The 20,279-nt window shown below is 44.6% G+C and carries 17 protein-coding genes; 5 read left to right on the plus strand and 12 right to left on the minus strand.

Annotated elements, in window-relative coordinates; genetic code table 11:
* Together B7C60_RS17755 and pilM are read right to left on the minus strand one after the other, a co-directional pair.
* A partial coding sequence (locus B7C60_RS17755) for a PilN domain-containing protein (RefSeq protein WP_425445492.1) occupies positions 1-360 on the minus strand: 360 nt, incomplete at its 3' end.
* Positions 344-1,348 (minus strand): type IV pilus assembly protein PilM, encoded by a 1,005-nt coding sequence (pilM, locus tag B7C60_RS03785; RefSeq protein WP_099610499.1) that lies wholly within the window; start codon positions 1,346-1,348, stop codon positions 344-346. The genes pilM and B7C60_RS17755, both read right to left, overlap by 17 nt.
* A gap of 138 nt (positions 1,349-1,486) precedes the next feature.
* On the opposite strand from pilM, the gene B7C60_RS03790 reads away from it, so the two are divergent.
* Positions 1,487-3,964 (plus strand): penicillin-binding protein 1A, encoded by a 2,478-nt coding sequence (locus B7C60_RS03790; protein ID WP_099610500.1) that lies wholly within the window; start codon positions 1,487-1,489, stop codon positions 3,962-3,964.
* Positions 3,965-4,014: 50 nt separating this feature from the next.
* Here B7C60_RS03790 and oxyR read toward each other — a convergent pair whose 3' ends face one another.
* Entirely contained in the window at positions 4,015-4,905 is an 891-nt protein-coding gene (gene oxyR, locus B7C60_RS03795; protein ID WP_099610501.1) for a DNA-binding transcriptional regulator OxyR, read from the minus strand.
* Positions 4,906-5,036: 131 nt separating this feature from the next.
* Between oxyR and B7C60_RS03800 the strand changes: the two genes are divergently transcribed.
* A complete protein-coding gene (locus tag B7C60_RS03800) occupies positions 5,037-5,291 on the plus strand; it encodes a DUF3624 domain-containing protein (RefSeq protein WP_099610502.1) in 255 nt (84 codons plus the stop codon).
* Positions 5,292-5,420: 129 nt separating this feature from the next.
* On the opposite strand, the gene argH is transcribed toward B7C60_RS03800, so the two are convergent.
* The 4 genes from argH to argC all read right to left on the minus strand — a co-directional run bounded on the left by argH (position 5,421) and on the right by argC (position 10,655).
* A complete protein-coding gene (argH, locus tag B7C60_RS03805) occupies positions 5,421-7,295 on the minus strand; it encodes an argininosuccinate lyase (protein ID WP_099610503.1) in 1,875 nt (624 codons plus the stop codon).
* Positions 7,296-7,523: 228 nt separating this feature from the next.
* Positions 7,524-8,747, minus strand: a complete 1,224-nt coding sequence (locus tag B7C60_RS03810) for an argininosuccinate synthase (RefSeq protein WP_099610504.1) — start codon at positions 8,745-8,747, stop codon at positions 7,524-7,526.
* Between the two features lie 104 nt (positions 8,748-8,851).
* The gene (argB, locus tag B7C60_RS03815; protein WP_099610505.1) at positions 8,852-9,640 is read right to left on the minus strand and encodes an acetylglutamate kinase; all 789 of its coding nucleotides are present in this window, start codon (positions 9,638-9,640) and stop codon (positions 8,852-8,854) included.
* A 10-nt stretch (positions 9,641-9,650) separates the two neighbouring features.
* Positions 9,651-10,655, minus strand: coding sequence for an N-acetyl-gamma-glutamyl-phosphate reductase (gene argC / locus B7C60_RS03820; protein WP_099610506.1), 1,005 nt, complete (start codon positions 10,653-10,655; stop codon positions 9,651-9,653).
* 155 nt (positions 10,656-10,810) lie between these two features.
* Between argC and argE the strand changes: the two genes are divergently transcribed.
* The 3 genes from argE to B7C60_RS03835 all read left to right on the plus strand — a co-directional run bounded on the left by argE (position 10,811) and on the right by B7C60_RS03835 (position 15,708).
* The gene (gene argE, locus B7C60_RS03825; RefSeq protein WP_099610507.1) at positions 10,811-11,947 is read left to right on the plus strand and encodes an acetylornithine deacetylase; all 1,137 of its coding nucleotides are present in this window, start codon (positions 10,811-10,813) and stop codon (positions 11,945-11,947) included.
* A 226-nt stretch (positions 11,948-12,173) separates the two neighbouring features.
* Positions 12,174-14,807: a phosphoenolpyruvate carboxylase gene (gene ppc, locus B7C60_RS03830; protein WP_099610508.1), complete on the plus strand. Its 2,634-nt coding sequence runs from the start codon at positions 12,174-12,176 to the stop codon at positions 14,805-14,807.
* Positions 14,808-15,168: 361 nt separating this feature from the next.
* Positions 15,169-15,708, plus strand: coding sequence for a PadR family transcriptional regulator (locus tag B7C60_RS03835; RefSeq protein WP_099610509.1), 540 nt, complete (start codon positions 15,169-15,171; stop codon positions 15,706-15,708).
* 65 nt (positions 15,709-15,773) lie between these two features.
* Here B7C60_RS03835 and cysE read toward each other — a convergent pair whose 3' ends face one another.
* The 5 genes from cysE to epmA all read right to left on the minus strand — a co-directional run bounded on the left by cysE (position 15,774) and on the right by epmA (position 20,033).
* The gene (gene cysE / locus B7C60_RS03840; RefSeq protein WP_099610510.1) at positions 15,774-16,595 is read right to left on the minus strand and encodes a serine O-acetyltransferase; all 822 of its coding nucleotides are present in this window, start codon (positions 16,593-16,595) and stop codon (positions 15,774-15,776) included.
* A gap of 101 nt (positions 16,596-16,696) precedes the next feature.
* Positions 16,697-17,731, minus strand: a complete 1,035-nt coding sequence (gene gpsA / locus B7C60_RS03845; RefSeq protein ID WP_099610511.1) for an NAD(P)H-dependent glycerol-3-phosphate dehydrogenase — start codon at positions 17,729-17,731, stop codon at positions 16,697-16,699.
* A 180-nt stretch (positions 17,732-17,911) separates the two neighbouring features.
* The gene (gene secB / locus B7C60_RS03850; protein WP_099610512.1) at positions 17,912-18,382 is read right to left on the minus strand and encodes a protein-export chaperone SecB; all 471 of its coding nucleotides are present in this window, start codon (positions 18,380-18,382) and stop codon (positions 17,912-17,914) included.
* Between the two features lie 170 nt (positions 18,383-18,552).
* Positions 18,553-18,987: a rhodanese-like domain-containing protein gene (locus B7C60_RS03855; protein WP_099610513.1), complete on the minus strand. Its 435-nt coding sequence runs from the start codon at positions 18,985-18,987 to the stop codon at positions 18,553-18,555.
* 71 nt (positions 18,988-19,058) lie between these two features.
* Positions 19,059-20,033 carry an elongation factor P--(R)-beta-lysine ligase gene (epmA, locus tag B7C60_RS03860; protein ID WP_099610514.1) on the minus strand — a complete coding sequence of 325 codons (975 nt, stop codon included), beginning with the start codon at positions 20,031-20,033 and terminating at the stop codon, positions 19,059-19,061.
* Positions 20,034-20,279 lie beyond the last annotated feature (246 nt).

Consider the following 20,279-nt stretch of genomic DNA (forward strand, 5'->3'; position numbering starts at 1 on the left):
TTTGATTTTATCGACATAGACACCTTCTGGAATTAAATCAGGCATCAGGTGCATAAACTCAGTACTTTTATTGCGCTTTTGCTGTAACGCCTCTACCACGTTTAAGCGCGTTAGTAAGGCCTTATGTTCTTGCTCGGTTACCTTTAATGCATTGAGGCGCTGATCTAATTGCCGGATATGTTGATTCAGAAAATCGAGCCGCCCCTGTTGTTGCTGGTTTTGTTGTTCAAAATAGCTACCGGCCAGCCATTGTGCTCCCAATGCGAGCAGTACACCCAGAATCAATAAATGGATAAAATGCTGACGATAGTTTTCTCGCTGCGTTTCTCGCCACGGCAATAAATTAATGGTATGCAGCATGTTCACCCTCCAGCCATTCAATGCCTCGTAACGCTAATCCCGCCGCGGTACTAAACTTTTGTTGTTCATCAAGTGCTCGCCTACGCTTACTCAATTTATGGCTAAATACCGAGAGCGGCATAAAAATCTCACAGGGTAGATTCAACCGCTCAGTAATGGCATCCGTTAACCCAGAGATTGTCGCACCCCCTCCAGACAGCCATATGCCGGCCAGACTTTGCGGGCCATGCACTGAAGTTAAGAGCTGAATTTGACGAGCCAACCGATCGATAAACTCTTGAGTAAAGGTATCAATTCCGCTTATGCCTTGCTCATGTTGCCGAGTTTGATCAAACCAACGCGTTCCTAATGGAATATCCTTACAAAATGGATCCTTATCGCTAAAGTCGAGGCATAAAGAACTTTGGCTATAGCCGATATCCAATAGCATCCAGTTTGTTCTTTGCTGGGTCTTACTCACTTGCTGCCAAATACGAACAAGACTATGCATCTGCACGTCTAGCAAGACAGGCTCAAGGCCAGCTTTTTCTGTCGCGGCAACCCGACTGTCAACCACTTCACGACGCGTAGCATAAACTTGATAGGTCGCACTGCTGCTTCTTGTTAGTGCTTTTTCCGTCACTTTGACAAAATCTAAACTGAGTTCTTCAATCGGCAATGGCGATTGATGAGAAAATGTCTGATAAATAGCAAACTCCTGCTCTACCGGATCCAGATCACTCTCGATCTGCAAAATCTTGCTGATCACCGCATTATCAGGGACTGCGATCGAAACCTTACGGCTAAACAGGGGTAAGCTCTTTTTTAGTTCTTTGAGTTTCTTTACAATTTTCTGATAATCGAGTGTGTAGTTATCGGCGAAAATATCGTCCGTTACGACGATTTCCTTATAACTAACCAGCGAATATGTTTCGCCGCTTAGTTTTAACACCACAGCTTTAATACTGTGATGTCCGATATCCACACCTGTAACTAATGATTGACTCATGCGATTAACTCCAGTAACAACACCAGCATCGAGCGATAATTTAAAAAAATACTCGCTCATTATTTTTAAGTGTTGAGGTTTTAGTCTAGAGTACAGGGGTTTGCATCAAGACAGCCTCTACTAAACAGGGATTCTCCGGTGAAGTTCATAAAGCGTTTACTTATATTTTCATTGATTTGCATTATTCTTGGAGTCACTACAATTTTTGGCTTCTACTTTTATGTGAAATCTGATTTGCCCGATGTGGCGACACTCAGAGACGTCAAACTGCAAACCCCCATGCAGGTCTTTAGCCAAGATGGTCAATTGATGGCGCAATTTGGTGAGAAACGACGTATTCCGCTGAAACTAGACGAAATGCCAAACGAATTACTTGAGGCGATTATTGCAACCGAAGACTCTCGCTTTTACGAACACTATGGATTTGACCCCATTGGAATTACTCGTGCCGCTTTTGCTGTTGCCGCCTCTGGCAGTGCCTCACAAGGTGCCAGTACCATTACTCAGCAATTGGCGCGAAACTTCTTTTTATCTAATGAAAAGAAGATTATGAGAAAAATCAAAGAGATATTTATCGCCATCCATATAGAACAGCTCTTAACAAAAGATGAAATTCTAGAACTTTACCTTAACAAAATTTATCTCGGTTACCGTTCTTATGGGGTAGGCGCAGCCGCTCAAACCTATTTTGGTAAAGAGGCAAAAGATTTGACTTTAGGTGAAATCGCGATGATTGCCGGATTACCCAAAGCCCCCTCAACCATGAATCCGATCTATTCAGTAGAACGAGCAACCCAACGTCGCAATGTGGTACTACTGCGTATGTTGTCTGAAAAGTACATCAGCGAACAAGAATATGAACAAGCACGCAACGAAGTGCTTGACGGCAAGTTTCATGGTGCAGAAATCGAACTACACGCACCTTATGTCGCCGAAATTGCCCGCGCTTGGATGGTTGAACGTTATGGTGAAGAAGAAGCCTATACTTCAGGAATGAATATCTACACCACTATCGATTCCACACAACAACAAGCCGCGAATCAAGCGGCGATCAATAACTTACTTGCCTACGATGAACGCCATGGTTACCGTGGAGCCGAGAAAGTACTATGGAAAACCGGACAAACCGCTTGGGAAGAAAATAAACTCAATACCCATCTTCGTAATCAACCAATATATGGCGATCTTTTCCCCGCGGTAGTCCTACAGGTTGCAGAGCAATCGGCACAGGTGTGGGTAAGAAATCATCAGTTAAACACCATCGCTTGGGAAGATATGAATTGGGCCAGACGCTTTATTACTGACAATAAGCAAGGGCCATTACCCAATAAAGCGAGTGAAATTTTAAGTGAAGGCGAACAAATTTGGGTCCGACGGATGACCGATCCTGAAACGCAAGAGATACATTGGAAACTAAGCCAAGTCCCGAATGCTAATACCGCCTTTGTGGCGATGAATCCAGACAATGGGGCAATTTTAGCGCTAGTAGGTGGGTTTAACTTTGTACACAGCAATTTCAACCGAGCCACACAATCTATTCGACAAGTTGGCTCTAGCATTAAACCATTTATTTACTCCGCTGCCCTTAATAAAGGTCTGACCTTAGCCACTCTTATTAACGATGCTCCGATTAACCAATGGGATGAAAGCCAAGGAACCGCATGGCGACCTAAAAACTCCCCTCCAACCTATGTCGGCCCAACTCGCCTACGAGTTGGCTTAGCACAATCGAAAAACGTCATGGCTGTTCGGGTACTACGTGAAGTCGGTTTAGATGAAACTCGCCAATACCTAACTCGCTTTGGTTTTGAATTAAGCCAAGTTCCTCGCTCTGAAACGATTGCACTCGGTGCGGGGAGTTTAACCCCAGTGAAAATGGCTCAGGGTTACTCAGTTTTTGCCAATGGTGGTTACTATGTTGAGCCATTCTATATCAGTAAAGTCGAAGACGCCTATGGACAACTTGAGTTTACTGCGACCCCAAAAATCGTTTGTCATCATGACTGCCAAACCGCTGATCACGGATTTGATGAACAAGATCTAGACTCACATTATGCCCCCCAAGTCATCTCCGAACAAAATGCCTTTTTAGTTCGCGAAATGCTTTATAGCAATATATGGGGAGGTGGCAACTGGCGAGAAGGGACGGGTTGGAATGGAACAGGCTGGCGTGCTCAGGTTTTAAAGCGGCGCGATATTGGTGGAAAAACCGGCACCACGAATGATTCGAAAGATGCTTGGTATAATGGTTTTGGGCCTGGAATCGTGGCAACGGCCTGGGTTGGTTTTGATGATCACACCCGGAATCTAGGGCGAAGTGTTCCAAATCCGAATACTGAAGATGATATCTCTGGTGCAGAGGCTGGCGCTAAAACAGCTCAGCCCGCTTGGATTGATTTTATGCGTTCTGCGTTAGAAAACATTGCGGTAGAAAAGCCGTCCATCCCCGACAACATCGTGCGTGTCCGAATTGATCGTGAAACTGGGCTACTCACCAACAAACTTGATGGAAGCTCGATGTTTGAATACTTTATTCAAGGTACCGAACCGACTGAATATGTAGTAGAAGAGACACAAAGCCTCTACTCCACTGACAGTGAAAGCGAACTGTTTTAAGTAAACAAATAGCCATCCTCATGGGGATGGCTATTGAGCAAACCAGCGGATTATCGCCCATTGAGACAGTTTTTCATCGCTTGGGCTAACTGTTCAAAACGTTGTCGTAAAGGAGAGCCGGGACGATAGACTAATACTATCCGGCGTGAAGGCTCTGGATTGACCGCTTTGATGTAGCAAACGCCATCTTTCACCTTCTCTTCAGGCAATGAAAGCTGAGGCAGTAACGTAATACCAGAGCCCGCAGCAACCATATTACGTAAAGTTTCTAAGCTCGTAGCTTTGAATCGTTCATCATCCTTTGCGCCAGCAGCAAAACAGAATCCCAATGCTTGATCTCGCAAACAATGCCCATCCCCTAGAGCCAATACCGTTTTCCCATTGAGTTCCAACATGTCAATTTCATTCCGATTGGCCCACTCATGATCACATGGCACAGCAATACTCATTGGTTCACAAAAAATATCAATCGCTTTAAAAGACTCGGTCTCTTCTACTGCTGCAAGCACTAAGCAGTCCAACTTTCCTTCTTCTAATTGTTGCACTAATTGATGGGTCTGTGCTTCATATAAATACAACTCTAGTTCAGGGAAGTTTTCTTTCAGGCCCGGAATGATCCGAGGTAGAAGATATGGGCCTAAGGTTGGAATAAAACCGATATGCATAGGGCCATTCATAGCACCACCTTGCTCACTGGCCATATCTTTAAACGTTTTAATTTCCATTAAAATGCGTTTCGCTTGCTCAACCAGCTGTAATCCCGAGTCGGTAAACAAAACGCGCCGACTGCTTCGTTCAAGCAATACCGCACCTAATTCATCTTCCAACTTACGAATTTGGCCGCTGAGGGTCGGCTGACTGACAAAACAGGCTTCTGCCGCTTTACGAAAATGCTTATGTTCCGCAAGAGCGACTAAGTATTCAAAGTCTCGAATATTCATTTTCTTTCCAGATAGGGGTTACCTATTAAAACCATAACATCTTACGATTATGACTATCAAAGTTTTTCTTTTCTTCCCATTCTTCTCGTATACTGTCGACAGATATTTTTACTGCAAATATGACACGAACGATGACTTGTAATGATTGTCGAGAGCACTGGTTTTGGAAAAAAATAGGCCGTTGTCAGCGCTGCATGGATCAACTCACTTTATTCTCCGTCGCTTGCTGGGTAATTTGGTTTTGGTTATTTAGAGATGAGCCGCGTAGCATTGGGTCAATTAGCCTTCTCTTTGCCGGTTTCGCATTTAACGGTTTACTCTTCCTACACTTGTGGATGAAGTTTGTGGTATTGCCTTGGCGTAAACGACAAACAAAAAAGCCCTAAAACGAAAGGAGTTTTAGGGCTCTCTTAGATCATTCTAAGAAAAAGCAGTGGTACAGTTATAGACTCAGCTTTTTCTTAATGGTTCCCAAAAAAATCGATCTTTTTTGATCTTTTTTATCTATACGTCTTTTATACCCACGTTGTTTTTATTAGTCGCTGTTCAACTAAGTTCACTTCTAATGCCACTTCATCGCAGGCATGCTGGCGTGGACACTGGCCACAATCTTTGAGGACTTTCTCCGGCAACAAGGTTTTTGAGGTAGGAATGAAATCCAACTTCATAAAAAATTCTGGGGTACGCGTGAGCACAAAAACTTTTTTGATTGCCATTTGCCGAGCTTTTCTTACTAAATATTCAACAATGGCAGAACCCTGCCCTTGGCCTTGCCAGCCCGCCTCCACACCTAACGAGCGAATTTCCGCTAATCCAGAGTCATACACATATAATGAAGCACATCCGGTGATCTCACCGTTATGTTCAGCAACGACAAAAGAACCAATATCTCGAACAATTTCATTGCGTGAACGCGGAAGATTTTCGCCCATATTGGCCCAATAAGCGACCATGCCTTCTAAGGTTTCAATATCGGTCAAACGAGCTGAGCGTACCTTGACTGAGGTTGCATCTCGTTTTGCTAGCCGTTTTTCTGCCGCCCCTACAGCGTAAGCGACTTGATGAGGTGCGACCCCACCTAAAGCACTGCGCTTTTCTAAACAAGAGTCGATAGTTAAAATTGCGTATACATCCTCTTCAATAACCGCAGAGAACGCTTTTAACTCTTCCAGAGATAGTTCTTCTAATGCACAGCCTTTGCCTATCGCGCCTACAACTGCGACACCGACGATATGATGAGCTTCACGGAATGGGATACCTTTGGCAACTAAATAATCGGCTAACTCTGTCGCGTTCGCGTACCCTTGTTTGGCCGCTTCTAAGGTGCGCTCGCCATTAACTTTGATGCCATCAAAACACAAGGCTGCCATTTCCATACAGTCATTCCAAGTATCCAACGCATCAAATAGGCCTTCTTTGTCCTCTTGCATGTCCTTGTTATAAGCAAGAGGCAATGCTTTTACGGTCATCATCATACCAGCCAACGCGCCATAGACTCGGCCTGTTTTTCCTCTAATCAACTCTAATGCATCTGGGTTTTTCTTTTGCGGCATTAAAGATGAGCCTGATGTCACAGTATCTGCCAATTCAATAAAACCAGATTCGCCGGAATTATAGAAAATCATGTCTTCTGCTAAGCGAGAAAGGTGCAACATAGAAATAGAAGCAATCGACATCAGTTCCATCACATGATCACGATCTGACACTGAATCGAGTGAATTTCGCGTTGCGCGACGAAAACCTAAGTTATAAGCTAATTTATTACGATCAATAGCATAAGCCGTACCTGCCAATGCGCCTGAGCCGAGCGGGCAAGTATCTAAACGCTCAATCGCATCGTTGAGCCGTGAATAATCCCGTTCAAACATTTCAACATAAGCGAGACACCAGTGAGCAAAGGTCACCGGCTGAGCACGCTGTAAATGAGTATAGCCAGGCAATACGGTACCTTGATGTTGCCGGGCAACCATCACCATCTGACTCTGTAACCGATCAAGCGTCAACAACAACTGCTGCCCTTGTTGACGGCACCAAAGTTTTAAATCGGTTGCGACTTGATCATTACGCGAACGCCCGGTATGTAATTTTTTACCTAAATCGCCAACTTTGTTAATTAACTGCTGCTCAACCCACGAGTGAATATCTTCTGCATCAGATTGTAAAATTTGCTGAGGATCTTCCATCACAGCTAATTTTAACTCATTCAATGCCAGCTCTAATTTTTGTTGTTCTTGTTCGGTCAACACGTTAACCGATAACAGAGCTTTAGACCAAGCAATGGAACCAACAATATCTTGTTCAGCCAATCGATAGTCAAAGCGCAATGAATCATTAAACTGTTTGAATCTTGTATCTGCCGCTTGGGTAAACCTTCCGCCCCACAATGCCATTGCGTTTCTCCTAATGCTCACTATTGACTTGCTACACCACTGCATTATCTAGCCTGAATCAGGCAAGGATTGCTTCTTGCAAAGTTACGGTAAGTGGAGCAAAAAATAAAGTAAAAATTCACTTTTAAAACATATTTATTCAAATGAGTTTGAATTTATTTACAAAAACAAAACCCGCATGCAAAGCAATACGGGTCATAATTATCACATGATGCGGCTGATTGATTGTTAATACGCTTTTTTGTTTCCTGCATTGAGCGCTTTAATACGGCTGGATAACGAGTAAAGGCGAATAAACCCAGCGGCATGACTTTGGTCATAAACATCATCAGCACCAAAAGTCGCAAATTCTTCCGAATATAAGCTATTTTCTGAACGTTTTTGCGTTGCTATCGCTTGCCCCTTATAAAGTTTAATGACCACCTCACCATTGACATCTTGTGCTAGCGTTTCCGCTGCGGCAAAAACGGACTGACGTAGCGGCGTAAACCAGCGACCATCATAAACCAGATGTGACGCTTTAATTCCGAGTTCCTCGCGGAATTCAAACGAGGCTTTATCTAACACTAATTGTTCAACGGCACGAAGCGCTTCCATCATAATGGTGCCTCCCGGAGTTTCATAACACCCGCGAGACTTCATTCCGACTAAGCGGTTTTCGACGATATCAATACGCCCAACCCCGTGTTTCGCTCCTTTTTCATTCAAACAGACTAAAGCTTGATAGGGAGAAAGTGGCTGGCCATCCACGGCGACCACTTCACCTTTTGCGACTTTTAGTGTGACATATTCAGCCTCATTGGGTGCTTGCTCAGGATCCACCGTCCATACCCAGCAATCGTCATTCGGTGCATTCCATGTACTTTCTAATACTCCCCCTTCGGTCGAGATGTGCCAAGCATTGGCGTCACGTGAATAAATTTTAGTCAAAGAAGCCGCACAAGGAATATTACGCTCGGCAAGATAATCAAGACACGCTTCACGGCTAACAAGGTCCCATTCCCGCCATGGCGCAATCACATGGAGATCAGGGGCAAGCGCTGCAAACGCGCCTTCAAAACGAACTTGGTCATTACCCTTACCGGTACAACCATGTGCCAGAGCATCAGCCCCCACTTTACGTGCAACGTCTACTTGTGCTTTGGCAATCACAGGGCGAGCCATCGAAGTACCCAACAGGTATTTACCTTCGTAATAAGCGCCCGTTTTCAAAGTCGGATAAATATACTCTTTGACCAACTCGTCTTTTAGATCCACCACATAACATTCTGAGGCACCAGAGGCGATGGCTTTTTCTTCAATACCGACTAATTCTTCCGCGCCTTGCCCAACATCCGCGACAAAAGCAACCACATCACAGTGATAGTTTTCTTTCAGCCATGGAATGATCACTGAAGTATCTAAACCGCCAGAATAGGCAACAACGACTTTTTTGACTTGTACTTTACTCATTTTATCTCTCCAAATCCTGGCGCTGCGCTTGGCGGTTAGTGCTCAGGGTGACGTCCATTAATTGATAATCTCTTTCTTTACTCAATTCTTTTCTTAGCCAAAAGCTAACAGGGCAAGAAACGCGTTCCAATACTTTGCCCAGCAAACAATTTGCTCAGCTTGTCAGGATATCGCCAACTCGCGACTTCAATCGGGCGACCAAGATCGTTGGCCGCACTCAATGCCGCTTTCACTTTAACGATCATGCCATCGGTAATCACTTGCTGGGTAATCAGCGCACTCGCTTGTGGCTCATCGAGGCTAGTAAGCAGATGTCCTTTTCCATCCAGCACACCACTGACATCGGAGAGCAACACTAATTCCGCATCCAATGCTCCAGCGACGGCAACGGCAGCTTGGTCAGCATTGACATTCATTATCTCACCGTCATTAGTTAAGCCAATCGAGCTGATGATTGGCAGGCCACCAAGGTTAAACAGCGCTTGAAGTAGCGCTGGATTACCCGGCGTGGCCAGACCTACCGCCCCCAATTCAGGGTCTAGCTGCTCTATATGACATAACCCGCCATCCGCTAAACACAAACCAATGGCATTAAGCCCATTTTTGATCGCCTGCCCTTGCAACATCTTATTCGCCGTTCCAGCCAGCGCGCCGGCAATAAAAGAAATCTGCTCATGGGGTGTTACGCGTAGGCCATCTTTTTTTATGGTCGTTAACTGTAGCTTTGCCATCAGCTCATCCACTAGATAGCCTCCCCCATGGACGATAACAATCGGCCGCTGGGCTTGCTCCTGGTACTGAGCGATAGCGCCAAATAACTTACTCAATGTTTCACTGCAAGAAAGCGCAGCGCCGCCTAATTTAACCACCAATGGACTTTGCTGATTCGTCATGTTTATTCCCTCACACTAGAGCAGTGAACTGATCAAAACCATAATGAATATTTAAACACTGCATGGCTTGGCTCGACGCACCTTTCAACAGGTTATCGATCGCAGCAACCACCACAATGTGCTCTCCACTAACCTTCCAGCCGACGTCACAAAACGGTGTGAACACGACATCCTGAATACGAGGCAGGGTTGTCTTATGTAATCGAACTGCAGGTTTATCCTGATAAGCATGGATAAAGGCTTCTGCCACCTGCTGCTCGCTGATACCTTGAGCCAACTTCATGGTAATCGTGGCCAAAATTCCTCGTTTGAAATTACCTAAATGAGGGGTAAATATCACCTCACAGCCTAGGTGAACGGCAATTTCCGGCTGGTGTCGATGAGTAAAAACACCGTAAGGTTGTAAACTGACTTCACAAAAACTATTCGTCATGGTTGCTTTGCGCCCAGCACCGGAGACACCACTCACCGCATTAATCACCGGCCACTGAGACGGATCAACCATTCCTGCAACCAATAAAGGTTTAATCGCCAGTTGGCAGGCCGTCGGATAACATCCAGCAACTGCCACTAGCTGACTTTCCGTAATAGCAGCAGCATGCCATTCAGCTAAGCCATAAGCCGCTTTTGCTAGCCATGTAGGATGCTGATGTTTAAAGCCATAAAATTGTGTATAGAACCCCTCATCTTGAACACGATAAGCACCTGACAAATCAAACACCTGACAGCCTTGCTCTAAAAACAATGGTGCAAGATCATGGCTCACCTCATGAGCAGTCGCTAAAAAAACGACATCACACGATTTCGCCACAGCTGCAACATCCACGAGAGGCTGTACTGGCATGTCAAGTAAGCCCGCTAATTTGCCATGTAACTGACTGATCGGTTTTCCTGCATCAACACTATTGGCGGAAACATATAAACCTGATAGCGTGAGCTTTGGATGTTTTTTTACCATCAGTGCTAGTTCAGCTCCGGTATAACCACTGGCACCGATAATTGTCGTTTTTAGCATCTCAACACGTCCAACATTAGAATAAAAACACCATCAGCAAATGATTATTAATTTAAACAAACATAGGTTTAAATGGTTTTTTATTCATAAAAAGTGATTTAATATGTGTTTTACATTCTTAGCGTTATTCTGTCAATAGTAGGAGCAAAGATAATATGTCATTACCCAGTTTCCTTGAGGTCTATGAAGGTCTCATTTCAACCTCATCGATCAGCTCCACCGATCCTCAGTGGGATCAAAGTAACGAGTTAGTTATCGCTAAATTGGCGGATTGGTTGTCGGCGCTCGGATTTCAGGTTGAAATCAATGAAGTTGCTCCTGGTAAATACAACTTACTGGGAAAAAAAGGGCAAGGTGAGGGAGGGTTACTACTGTCTGGCCATAGCGATACTGTTCCTTTTGACGAAGGGCGTTGGAACTTCAACCCTCACGCTCTGACAGAAGCTAATAATCGTTTTTACGGCTTAGGAACGGCTGACATGAAAGGTTTTTTTGCTTTTATTTTTGAAGCCGTCAAAACACTCGATTGGAGCCAACAACAAAAGCCATTGTATGTGTTAGCAACCTGTGATGAAGAAACGACAATGCTGGGTGCGCGCCATTTTACCCAACACACGCCTTGCCATCCCGATTACTGTATTATTGGTGAACCTACCGGTTTAATCCCGGTTTATGGTCATAAAGGCCATGTTGCTAATGCGATTCGAGTTACCGGTCAATCGGGCCATTCCTCCAATCCCGCACTGGGCGTTAACGCGATAGAGATCATGTATGAGGTGATGTTTGCATTAATGCAACTGCGCGATAAGTTAATTAAAACGTATCATCACCCAGGCTTTGAAATTCCCCACCCAACGCTAAACCTCGGCCATATTCATGGTGGCGATAGCCCTAATCGGATTTGTGGCTGTTGTGAACTCCACTACGACGTGCGACCGCTACCTGGCATCAGTTTAGATGGATTAGACAACCTACTGCGTGGCGCACTCAAAGAGGTGCAAGAAAAATGGCCGGGACGAATTGCTATTGAGCCGCTGCATGATGCCATTCCCGGTTATGAATGTCCGCATGACCATCCATTTATTCATGCCGTCAGTGAACTTTGTCAGCAACCCGCTCAAACCGTGAATTACTGTACCGAAGCCCCATTTTTACAGCAGGTCTGTCCCACCTTGGTATTAGGCCCGGGTTCGATCGATCAAGCGCATCAGCCAGATGAGTTCTTAGCGTTTGAATTTATCGAACCCACCATCCACATTCTTCGTCAAGCGATGCGCAAGTACTGCTTTTAATGGCTAAAATTGATATTGCAGCGGCGTGTCCAGTCGTCACAAAGCTGCAATACGTAAGAAAATTTCAACAAATTTCGATATTTTATTACATATTGTTCAATGTTCATTCCTTACTGATAAATGAAATCTTAGTCTACTTTGTTTGACTCTACTGGACAAACTTAGCTAGATTGTGTAATAAAACACAAGAACATTGGATGTAATTTTTTTACAAGGCAGGATGACAATGAACGAAAAGTACGCCGCTCTGAAAAGTAATGTGAGCATGTTAGGTCGACTACTGGGCCAAACCATCCGAGATGCCGATGGTGAGGTTATTTTGCAGAAAGTAGAGACCATCCGACAACTTTCCAAATCGGCTCGTGCAGGTAATCAAGCTGACCGTGAACAGCTGATTGAAGAAATTAAGAATCTCAATAACGATCAATTAACCCCCGTTGCTCGTGCATTCAATCAATTTCTCAATCTGACCAATATTGCCGATCAATACCATACCATTTCTCGTCATGGAGATGAGCACTCAAATGAGCCTGATCCACTGCAAAGCTTATTCACAAAGTTAGCCACTCATAACATTAGTCAATCAGAGAGCGCGCAAGCGATTCGCGATCTGAATATTGAACTGGTTCTTACCGCCCATCCGACCGAAATTACTCGTCGAACCATGATCAACAATTTGGTTAAGATCAACGAATGTCTCTCCGAATTAGAATTAACCGACCTTTCCACGAAAGAACGCCATAAAACTGAGCGTCGCTTAGAACAACTTATCGCTCAAGGTTGGCATTCAGATGTCATTCGTAAGCAACGCCCAACTCCGCTTGATGAAGCGAAATGGGGGTTTGCTGTGGTTGAAAACTCGCTATGGCAAGCGGTACCCGAGTTTTTGCGTGAGTTAGATGAAAGCGTAAAAGGCTACCTTGGTGAAGGGCTTCCTATTGATGCGCGACCTGTGCACTTCACATCTTGGATGGGAGGCGACCGGGATGGCAATCCATATGTGACCCATACCATTACTCGTGAAGTATTACTACTGTCTCGTTGGAAAGCCGCTGATTTATATCTTGCGGACATTAATGAGTTGATCAGTGAACTTTCCATGGTCAAATGTAATGATGCATTGCGAGCATTAGCAGGGAAAGATGTTCACGAGCCTTATCGTGCCGTTCTCAAAGAGGTACGCACACTACTACAAGAAACGTTGACGATTTTAGACAGTAAAATCCATGGTCAAAAACTTGCGGTCAAGGCACCACTACAAAACATTAGCCAACTTTGGGATCCCCTTTACACTTGTTACCGTTCATTACATGAATGTGGCATGGGGGTCATTGCCGATGGCTCATTGCTTGACACTTTGCGCCGAGTGAAAGCATTTGGAATTCATCTAGTGCGTCTTGATATTCGTCAGGAAAGTACCCGCCACTCTGATGTGCTCTCTGAATTAACCCGTTATCTGGGCATTGGCGATTATGACCAATGGAGTGAACAAGATAAAGTCGCCTTCTTAGTTAATGAACTCAGCTCTAAGCGCCCACTGTTGCCTCTTGATTGGCAACCATCAGAGCCTGTAAAAGAAGTATTAGACACCTGTAAAATTATCGCGGCTCAATCGCGTGATGCCTTTGGTGCTTATGTCATCTCGATGGCAAGAACCGCCTCCGATGTGTTAGCCGTTCATTTATTATTGCAAGAATCTGGCTGCCCTTATCGTATGGACGTCTGCCCTTTATTTGAAACATTAGACGATTTAAATAACGCAGAAAGCGTCATTAAGCAATTAATGGGCATCGACCTTTACCGTGGTTTTATTCAAAACCATCAGATGGTGATGATTGGCTATTCTGACTCGGCAAAAGATGCGGGAGTGATGTCTGCTGGCTGGGCGCAATACAGCGCCATGGAAGCCTTAGTGAAAGTCGCAGAAGATGAAGGGGTTGAGCTGACCCTCTTCCATGGTCGCGGAGGTAGCATTGGTCGCGGTGGAGCCCCAGCTCATGCGGCTCTGCTCTCTCAGCCACCCAAAAGCTTACACGGCGGGCTGCGAGTAACCGAGCAAGGTGAGATGATTCGCTTTAAACTTGGTTTGCCTGAAGTGGCAATTAATAGCCTTAATCTCTATGCCAGTGCGGTGTTAGAGGCAAACTTACTGCCGCCACCCGAGCCAAAACAAGAATGGCGAGATCTCATGGACGTGCTATCTGAAGTCTCTTGTGAAGCCTACCGAGCCGTAGTCCGCGAAGAACCAGACTTTGTCCCATACTTCCGCCAAGCCACACCAGAACAAGAGCTTGGCAAACTACCGCTTGGCTCTCGCCCTGCCAAACGCAACCCGAAAGGGGGGGTAGAAAGTTTACGTGCTATTCCGTGGATCTTCTCATGGAGTCAAAATCGATTAGTCTTGCCGGCTTGGCTGGGTGCTGGAGAAGCCATTCAGTACTCCATTGATAAAGGACACCAAGCATTACTCGAAGAAATGTGCCGTGAATGGCCCTTCTTCTCAACCCGGTTAGGTATGCTGGAGATGGTTTACACCAAGTGTAATATCGATATTTCTCGCTACTACGATGAACGTTTAGTGGATCTCTCTTTACGTCCATTGGGTGAACGCTTACGTGCTCAGCTACAAAAAGATATTCAAGCTGTCTTAAACGTCGAAAATAATGAAAACCTAATGCAAAGTGATCCTTGGGGACATGAATCGATCCGATTGCGCAATATTTATATTGAGCCACTCAATATGCTACAAGCCGAGTTACTCTATCGAACTCGTCAATCGGAAACCTCTGGCCCTGAATTGGAAGAAGCTTTGATGGTCACCATCGCAGGGATTGCAGCAGGGATGCGCAACACAGGCTAGCAAAGCCAGCATAAAAAACTAAAAAATTAAAAATGGCCACCTTGTTGTGGCCATTTATTTTAACTTACTTACCTTACTGAGAATAATATCAGCTTTTTAAGTTAAATAATTTTTTTATTCCACTTTATGCTTATTATTTAGATATACTACTGCGCTATTGCGATATTCTTTTAAATACTCCAAATCGCAGTCAGATATGCAAAGACATATTAATTCTAGGTGATAACGGCTTTAAAGGTGACATAACCCCAGTACTGATGTCTGGGAAAAGACTGATACCTTACGTCACAGTGTGCCAATAAGAAGCCCACGAGATGGTTAAGTCTATTTGTGCAGTTTATTAACCATTTGGATTGAAGACATGTCATTACCACACGTTATACTCACCGTCCTTAGTACCCGTGATGCCACTGGATACGATATTACTAAAGAATTCTCAGCCAGTATTGGCTATTTTTGGAAAGCAAGCCATCAGCAAGTTTATCGTGAGCTAAATAAAATGGCTCAACAAGGTCTGGTCACTTGTGTCCTAGAACCTCAAGAAGGTAAACCCGATCGGAAAGTTTACTCTATCACTGATGCTGGTCGAGTGGCTTTGGGGGAATGGTTTGATCAGCCAACCGCTCACCCAACCGTGAGAGATGAATTTAGTGCAAAACTGATGGCTTGCTCCGTGCAATCTGCCACGCCTTATATTAATCAACTACATGAATTAATCGAAGAATCACGCAAGCTGGTTACTCATTACCAAGACATTGAAGCGGCTTATTATGCCAACCCAGCAAAAATGAACAAACAACAACGTTTGGAACGTTTAACCCTACGCCGAAATCTGCTGGCTCGCCAAGCTTGGATTAGTTGGGCGCAAGAAGTCATTGATGAATTTGAAAATATGGCCTAAATACCATGATAAAAAAAGATGATGTCATTAAGGCATCATCTTTTTTATATAATGGACAAAAAGACTTAAATGCCATCTCCCCCGATAAAGGTTTGTGAACGGCCATTAAAATTTTGATCCATCTCCAGCGAGGGTTTATCTGTTTTCGGTCGCCCAACAATTCGTGCCGGAACCCCAGCAACAGTGGTATGAGCAGGAACAGGTTGTAATACCACAGAACAAGAACCTATTTTAGCGCCTTCTCCAACTTCAATATTACCGAGTATTTTCGCTCCAGCGCCAATCATTACCCCTTCGCGAATTTTAGGATGACGATCACCACTTTCTTTGCCTGTCCCGCCCAAAGTTACATCTTGTAAAATAGAAACATCATTGCCAACGACTGCCGTTTCACCAATAACAATACCGGTGGCATGGTCAAGCATTATGCCACGACCGATCTTAGCCGCGGGATGAATATCCACCTGACACGCGACTGAAATCTGGTTTTGTAAATACGTGGCCAAGGCAATTCGCCCTTGCTTCCATAACCAGTTAGCCACTCGATATCCCTGTAATGCGTGGTAACCTTTTAAATAAAGTAACGGCATAGAATACATAGAGACGGCTGGGTCACGATTAACCGTTGCACAAATATCGCAAGCGGCAAATTCAGCAATCGTAGGATCAGAAGAAAAGGCTTCCTCAACCACTTCACGCACGGCCATCGCAGGCATCGAGGCCGTGCTGAGTTTATTGGCCAAAATATAACTTAATGCGGCAGGTAAGCTGTCGTGCTTAATGATCGTCGCATGATAAAAGCTCGCGAGCATGGGCTCTTGATCCGATTGATCTCGCGCCTCTTTAATAATGGTTTGCCAAACTTTGACTTGTGCGCAATGTTTCATTTTTCTCTGCCTTTACTAAGCTTCATCACAGCTTATGATTAACCTTGGCCGAACCCTTCGCTTTAAATTCGTCCGTCACGGATAGACTGACATATCTGCCGTTACCGCTCCGCTTTTTTATCTCGTGCAAGTAAATCTTGCGCCGCTAAGCGAGTCGCTTTTCCTTGATACAATACTTGATAAATTTGTTCAACAATAGGCATCTCAACGCCGACGCGCTGGGCCAGCAACCACACCTCTTTGGTATTGCGGTAGCCTTCCACCACTTGGCCAATATCTTGCTGCGCTGATTCAACATCTTGACCTTGCCCTAACGCTAAGCCAAAACGTCGATTACGCGATTGGTTATCAGTACAAGTAAGCACTAAGTCACCCAATCCTGCCATTCCCATGAACGTTTCCGCTTGTGCGCCTAATGCTGCGCCTAGGCGAGACATTTCAGCTAACCCTCGAGTAATCAGTGCGGTACGAGCATTGGCACCAAAGCCGATCCCGTCTGATATTCCGGCACCAATAGCAATGACATTTTTTACCGCTCCACCAAGTTGCATCCCAATAAAATCATGGTTGGCATACACGCGGAAGGTTTTACTACAGTGGATTTTTTCTTGTAGATCTTCTACAAATTGTGCATCAGGCGAAGCAACCGAAATCGCCGTTGGCATTCCCATCGCTAACTCTTTAGCAAACGTTGGCCCAGAAAGTACCGCGAGAGGAATATGCCGCCCCACTACGTCATAAGCGACTTCCTGCAACAGTCGCCCTGTTTCTGGCTCTAGCCCTTTGGTCGCCCAACAAATCCGGCTATCTTCACGCAAATGTGGCTGCAAGCTACGCAACACCATACCAAATACATGGCTGGGAACAACCACGAGTAGATCTCGACTCGCTTTTACCGCACTAGCAAGGTCTGACTCAACCATTAAGCTGGGGGGAAATTCAATACCAGGAAGAAACTCATGGTTTGCTCTATCGGCTTGTAGCCGGGCCATATGCTCAGGTTCATGCCCCCATAGTACAATATTGGCACCATTACGAGCCAAAGAAATAGCAAGAGAGGTTCCATAAGAGCCTGCACCGATCACCGTCATGCTAATTGCGTTTGCATTGAGATTATTTGCCGTTGGAGTTGTCATTTTTCCACCTGATAGATAGCCATCGTGTGATTACCGATATCGGGTTACTGCGCATATCGATAAGGGTAAAGGGGAATCGTCATTTGATTCTAGAAAAAATAAAAAATGCACATCGCATCGCTCAATGAGCTGCTCTGTGCATTCTATTTTACCTTACATTAGACAAGAAATCGTAGTGGATTACGCCTCGCTTGGCGTCTCACTTGCAGCTTGTTGCTGTAGGTAGTTCATAAATAGCGCGTCAAAATTAACTGGAGCCAAGTTAAGCTGCGGGAAAGTTCCTTTTACTACTAGGCTAGAAATGGTTTCACGAGCATAAGGGAACAAAATGTTAGGACAAAATGCGCCAAGGCAATGGGCTAATTGACCGGCTTCCATCTGTTCTGCAGTGAAAATACCGCCCTGTTGCACTTCGCATAGAAACGCAGTTTCTTCTGCATTTTTCACAGTAACCGTCAAGCGTAAAACCACTTCATAAACGCCTTCGCCAAGTTCACGGCTTTGAGTGTCAAGATCCAATTTTACATCAGGGTTCCACTCTTTTTGGAACATGGTTGGTGAATTTGGTGCTTCAAAAGAAACATCTTTTAGGAAAATGCGTTGAATCGCAAAATTTTGCTGTGGTGCTTGTTGTTGTGCGGCTTCAGCCATGATTTCATCCTTAATACTGATCAATTCGGATATAAAAATTAATGTCCTGAGGAGACTAAACGAGTGTGAAGCAAATCACTAGATGAAAAACCGAATACGTGGCAAACATCACAACTCGAGTCAAATAGGTGCCGATTTATTGATCACCTAACCAGAACTGGCGGCAAGAACTATTTCTTGCCACGGACAAGAGGTAACTTAGCATCGCTCCATGCGACTAAACCATTTTTTAGTAAGCTAACGTTCTCAAACCCTGCTTTAACGAGAGCAAGAGCAACGTCACGAGCCGCATGACCGGTTTTACATACCACAATAATGGGGTCAGCTTTATGCTTTTCAATCCCTGCGAGATTTCCCGCTTTGATGTCGGACGGTAAAATATGAACAGCATCCGTGATATGACCCTGTTTAAACTCATCTTTAGTGCGAATATCAATCACGATACCGTTCTCACGGTTCATCAAATGAGTCACTTGAGACGGGCTAATTTCTTTAAAAGCTGCTGTTGAAGACTTATAAATATTAAGAATTAATGCAACCAAAACGCCTACCCAAGCGAGAGATAAGATCATATTTTGTTGGAAAAATTGTATGTACTCTTGCATATTGTGTGCTCTTGCAATGGTGGTTCAAAATAGTGATGAAGTATAACGAGGTTACCCGCCTGACGCGAGTGCTAAGCTCGAGGAAACGCAAAAGCCGTGACCTTATCGATATGATCTTCTGCTAAAGCAAGCATAATAAGACGATCAACCCCCAAAGCAACCCCAGCACACGCCGGTAACCCCGCGGCTAATGCCGCAATAAAGTGCTCATCAATCGGTTGCTCAGCTAACCCCATTATCCGACGTTTGGCATTATCCTGTTCAAAACGGATGCGTTGCTCTTGTGGATTATCTAGCTCATGGAAGCCATTGGCTAATTCAAGCCCCTTAAAATAAACTTCGAAGCGATCCGCTACACGAGGGTCGTGTAGATTAACTTTAGCTAGCGCTGCCTGTGATGCCGGAAAATCGTACACAAAAATCGGCTTCTGCTGACCAATGTGCGGTTCAATACCAAGACTAAACAACAATTGCAATAAGGTATCTCTATCTTGCTCTGGCTGAGCAATATCACTTAGTCCGAGAACTTGAGCAGCTTGCTTAAGTTTGGTCATGCTACTTTCCAAAGGACAAATGCCTAAGATACGTTGAAAAACCTGTTGATAAGTCATTCTTTCCGCAGAAGGCGTAGCAAGAATAGCTTGTAACAGCGCATCAACCTCCGCCATTAAGTCATGGTGATCAAAGCCCACTCGATACCACTCCAACATAGTAAATTCAGGGTTATGGTATCGACCATGCTCTTCATTGCGAAAAGCCTTCCCTAATTGATAAATCGACCCACTACCGGCCGCTAGCAACCGCTTCATATGAAATTCAGGGCTGGTCATTAAGTAGAGTTTTTTCCCTTTCGCATAACCTGGACCAACAAACTCCGTTTGAAACGTTTGTAAATGAACATCGGTTACCGTTGCGTGGCTAATTGCTGGAGTTTCAACCTCAAACACCTCTCGCTCGGCAAAAAATTGGCGGATACGCTGCAATAAGCGAGCACGTTGCTGAAGTTGGTGAATTGATGCGCTAGGCATCCATGATGACTGGTTCATAAAACTGGCTACACATCTCAAAGAAAAGGCATTTTACTCGCTTAAAAAGAAAAACCCAACCAACCTACCCGCCCATTTTTTTCGTGATTAGCATCACACAAAGGATAATAAGTATGCTTGCTCTTGCACTACCGGAGTAAAAGCCTAACAAAATCAATTTTTTCTTTCCCTCACTCTTCTAAACTAGCCACTACCACTTTGGTACAAGTAGCGAGAGCCAACAGAAGACCCTCTTCGAATTGAATC

It is taken from the genome of Vibrio fujianensis (genome assembly GCF_002749895.1).
In the GTDB taxonomy this organism is placed as follows: Bacteria; Pseudomonadota; Gammaproteobacteria; order Enterobacterales; family Vibrionaceae; genus Vibrio; species Vibrio fujianensis.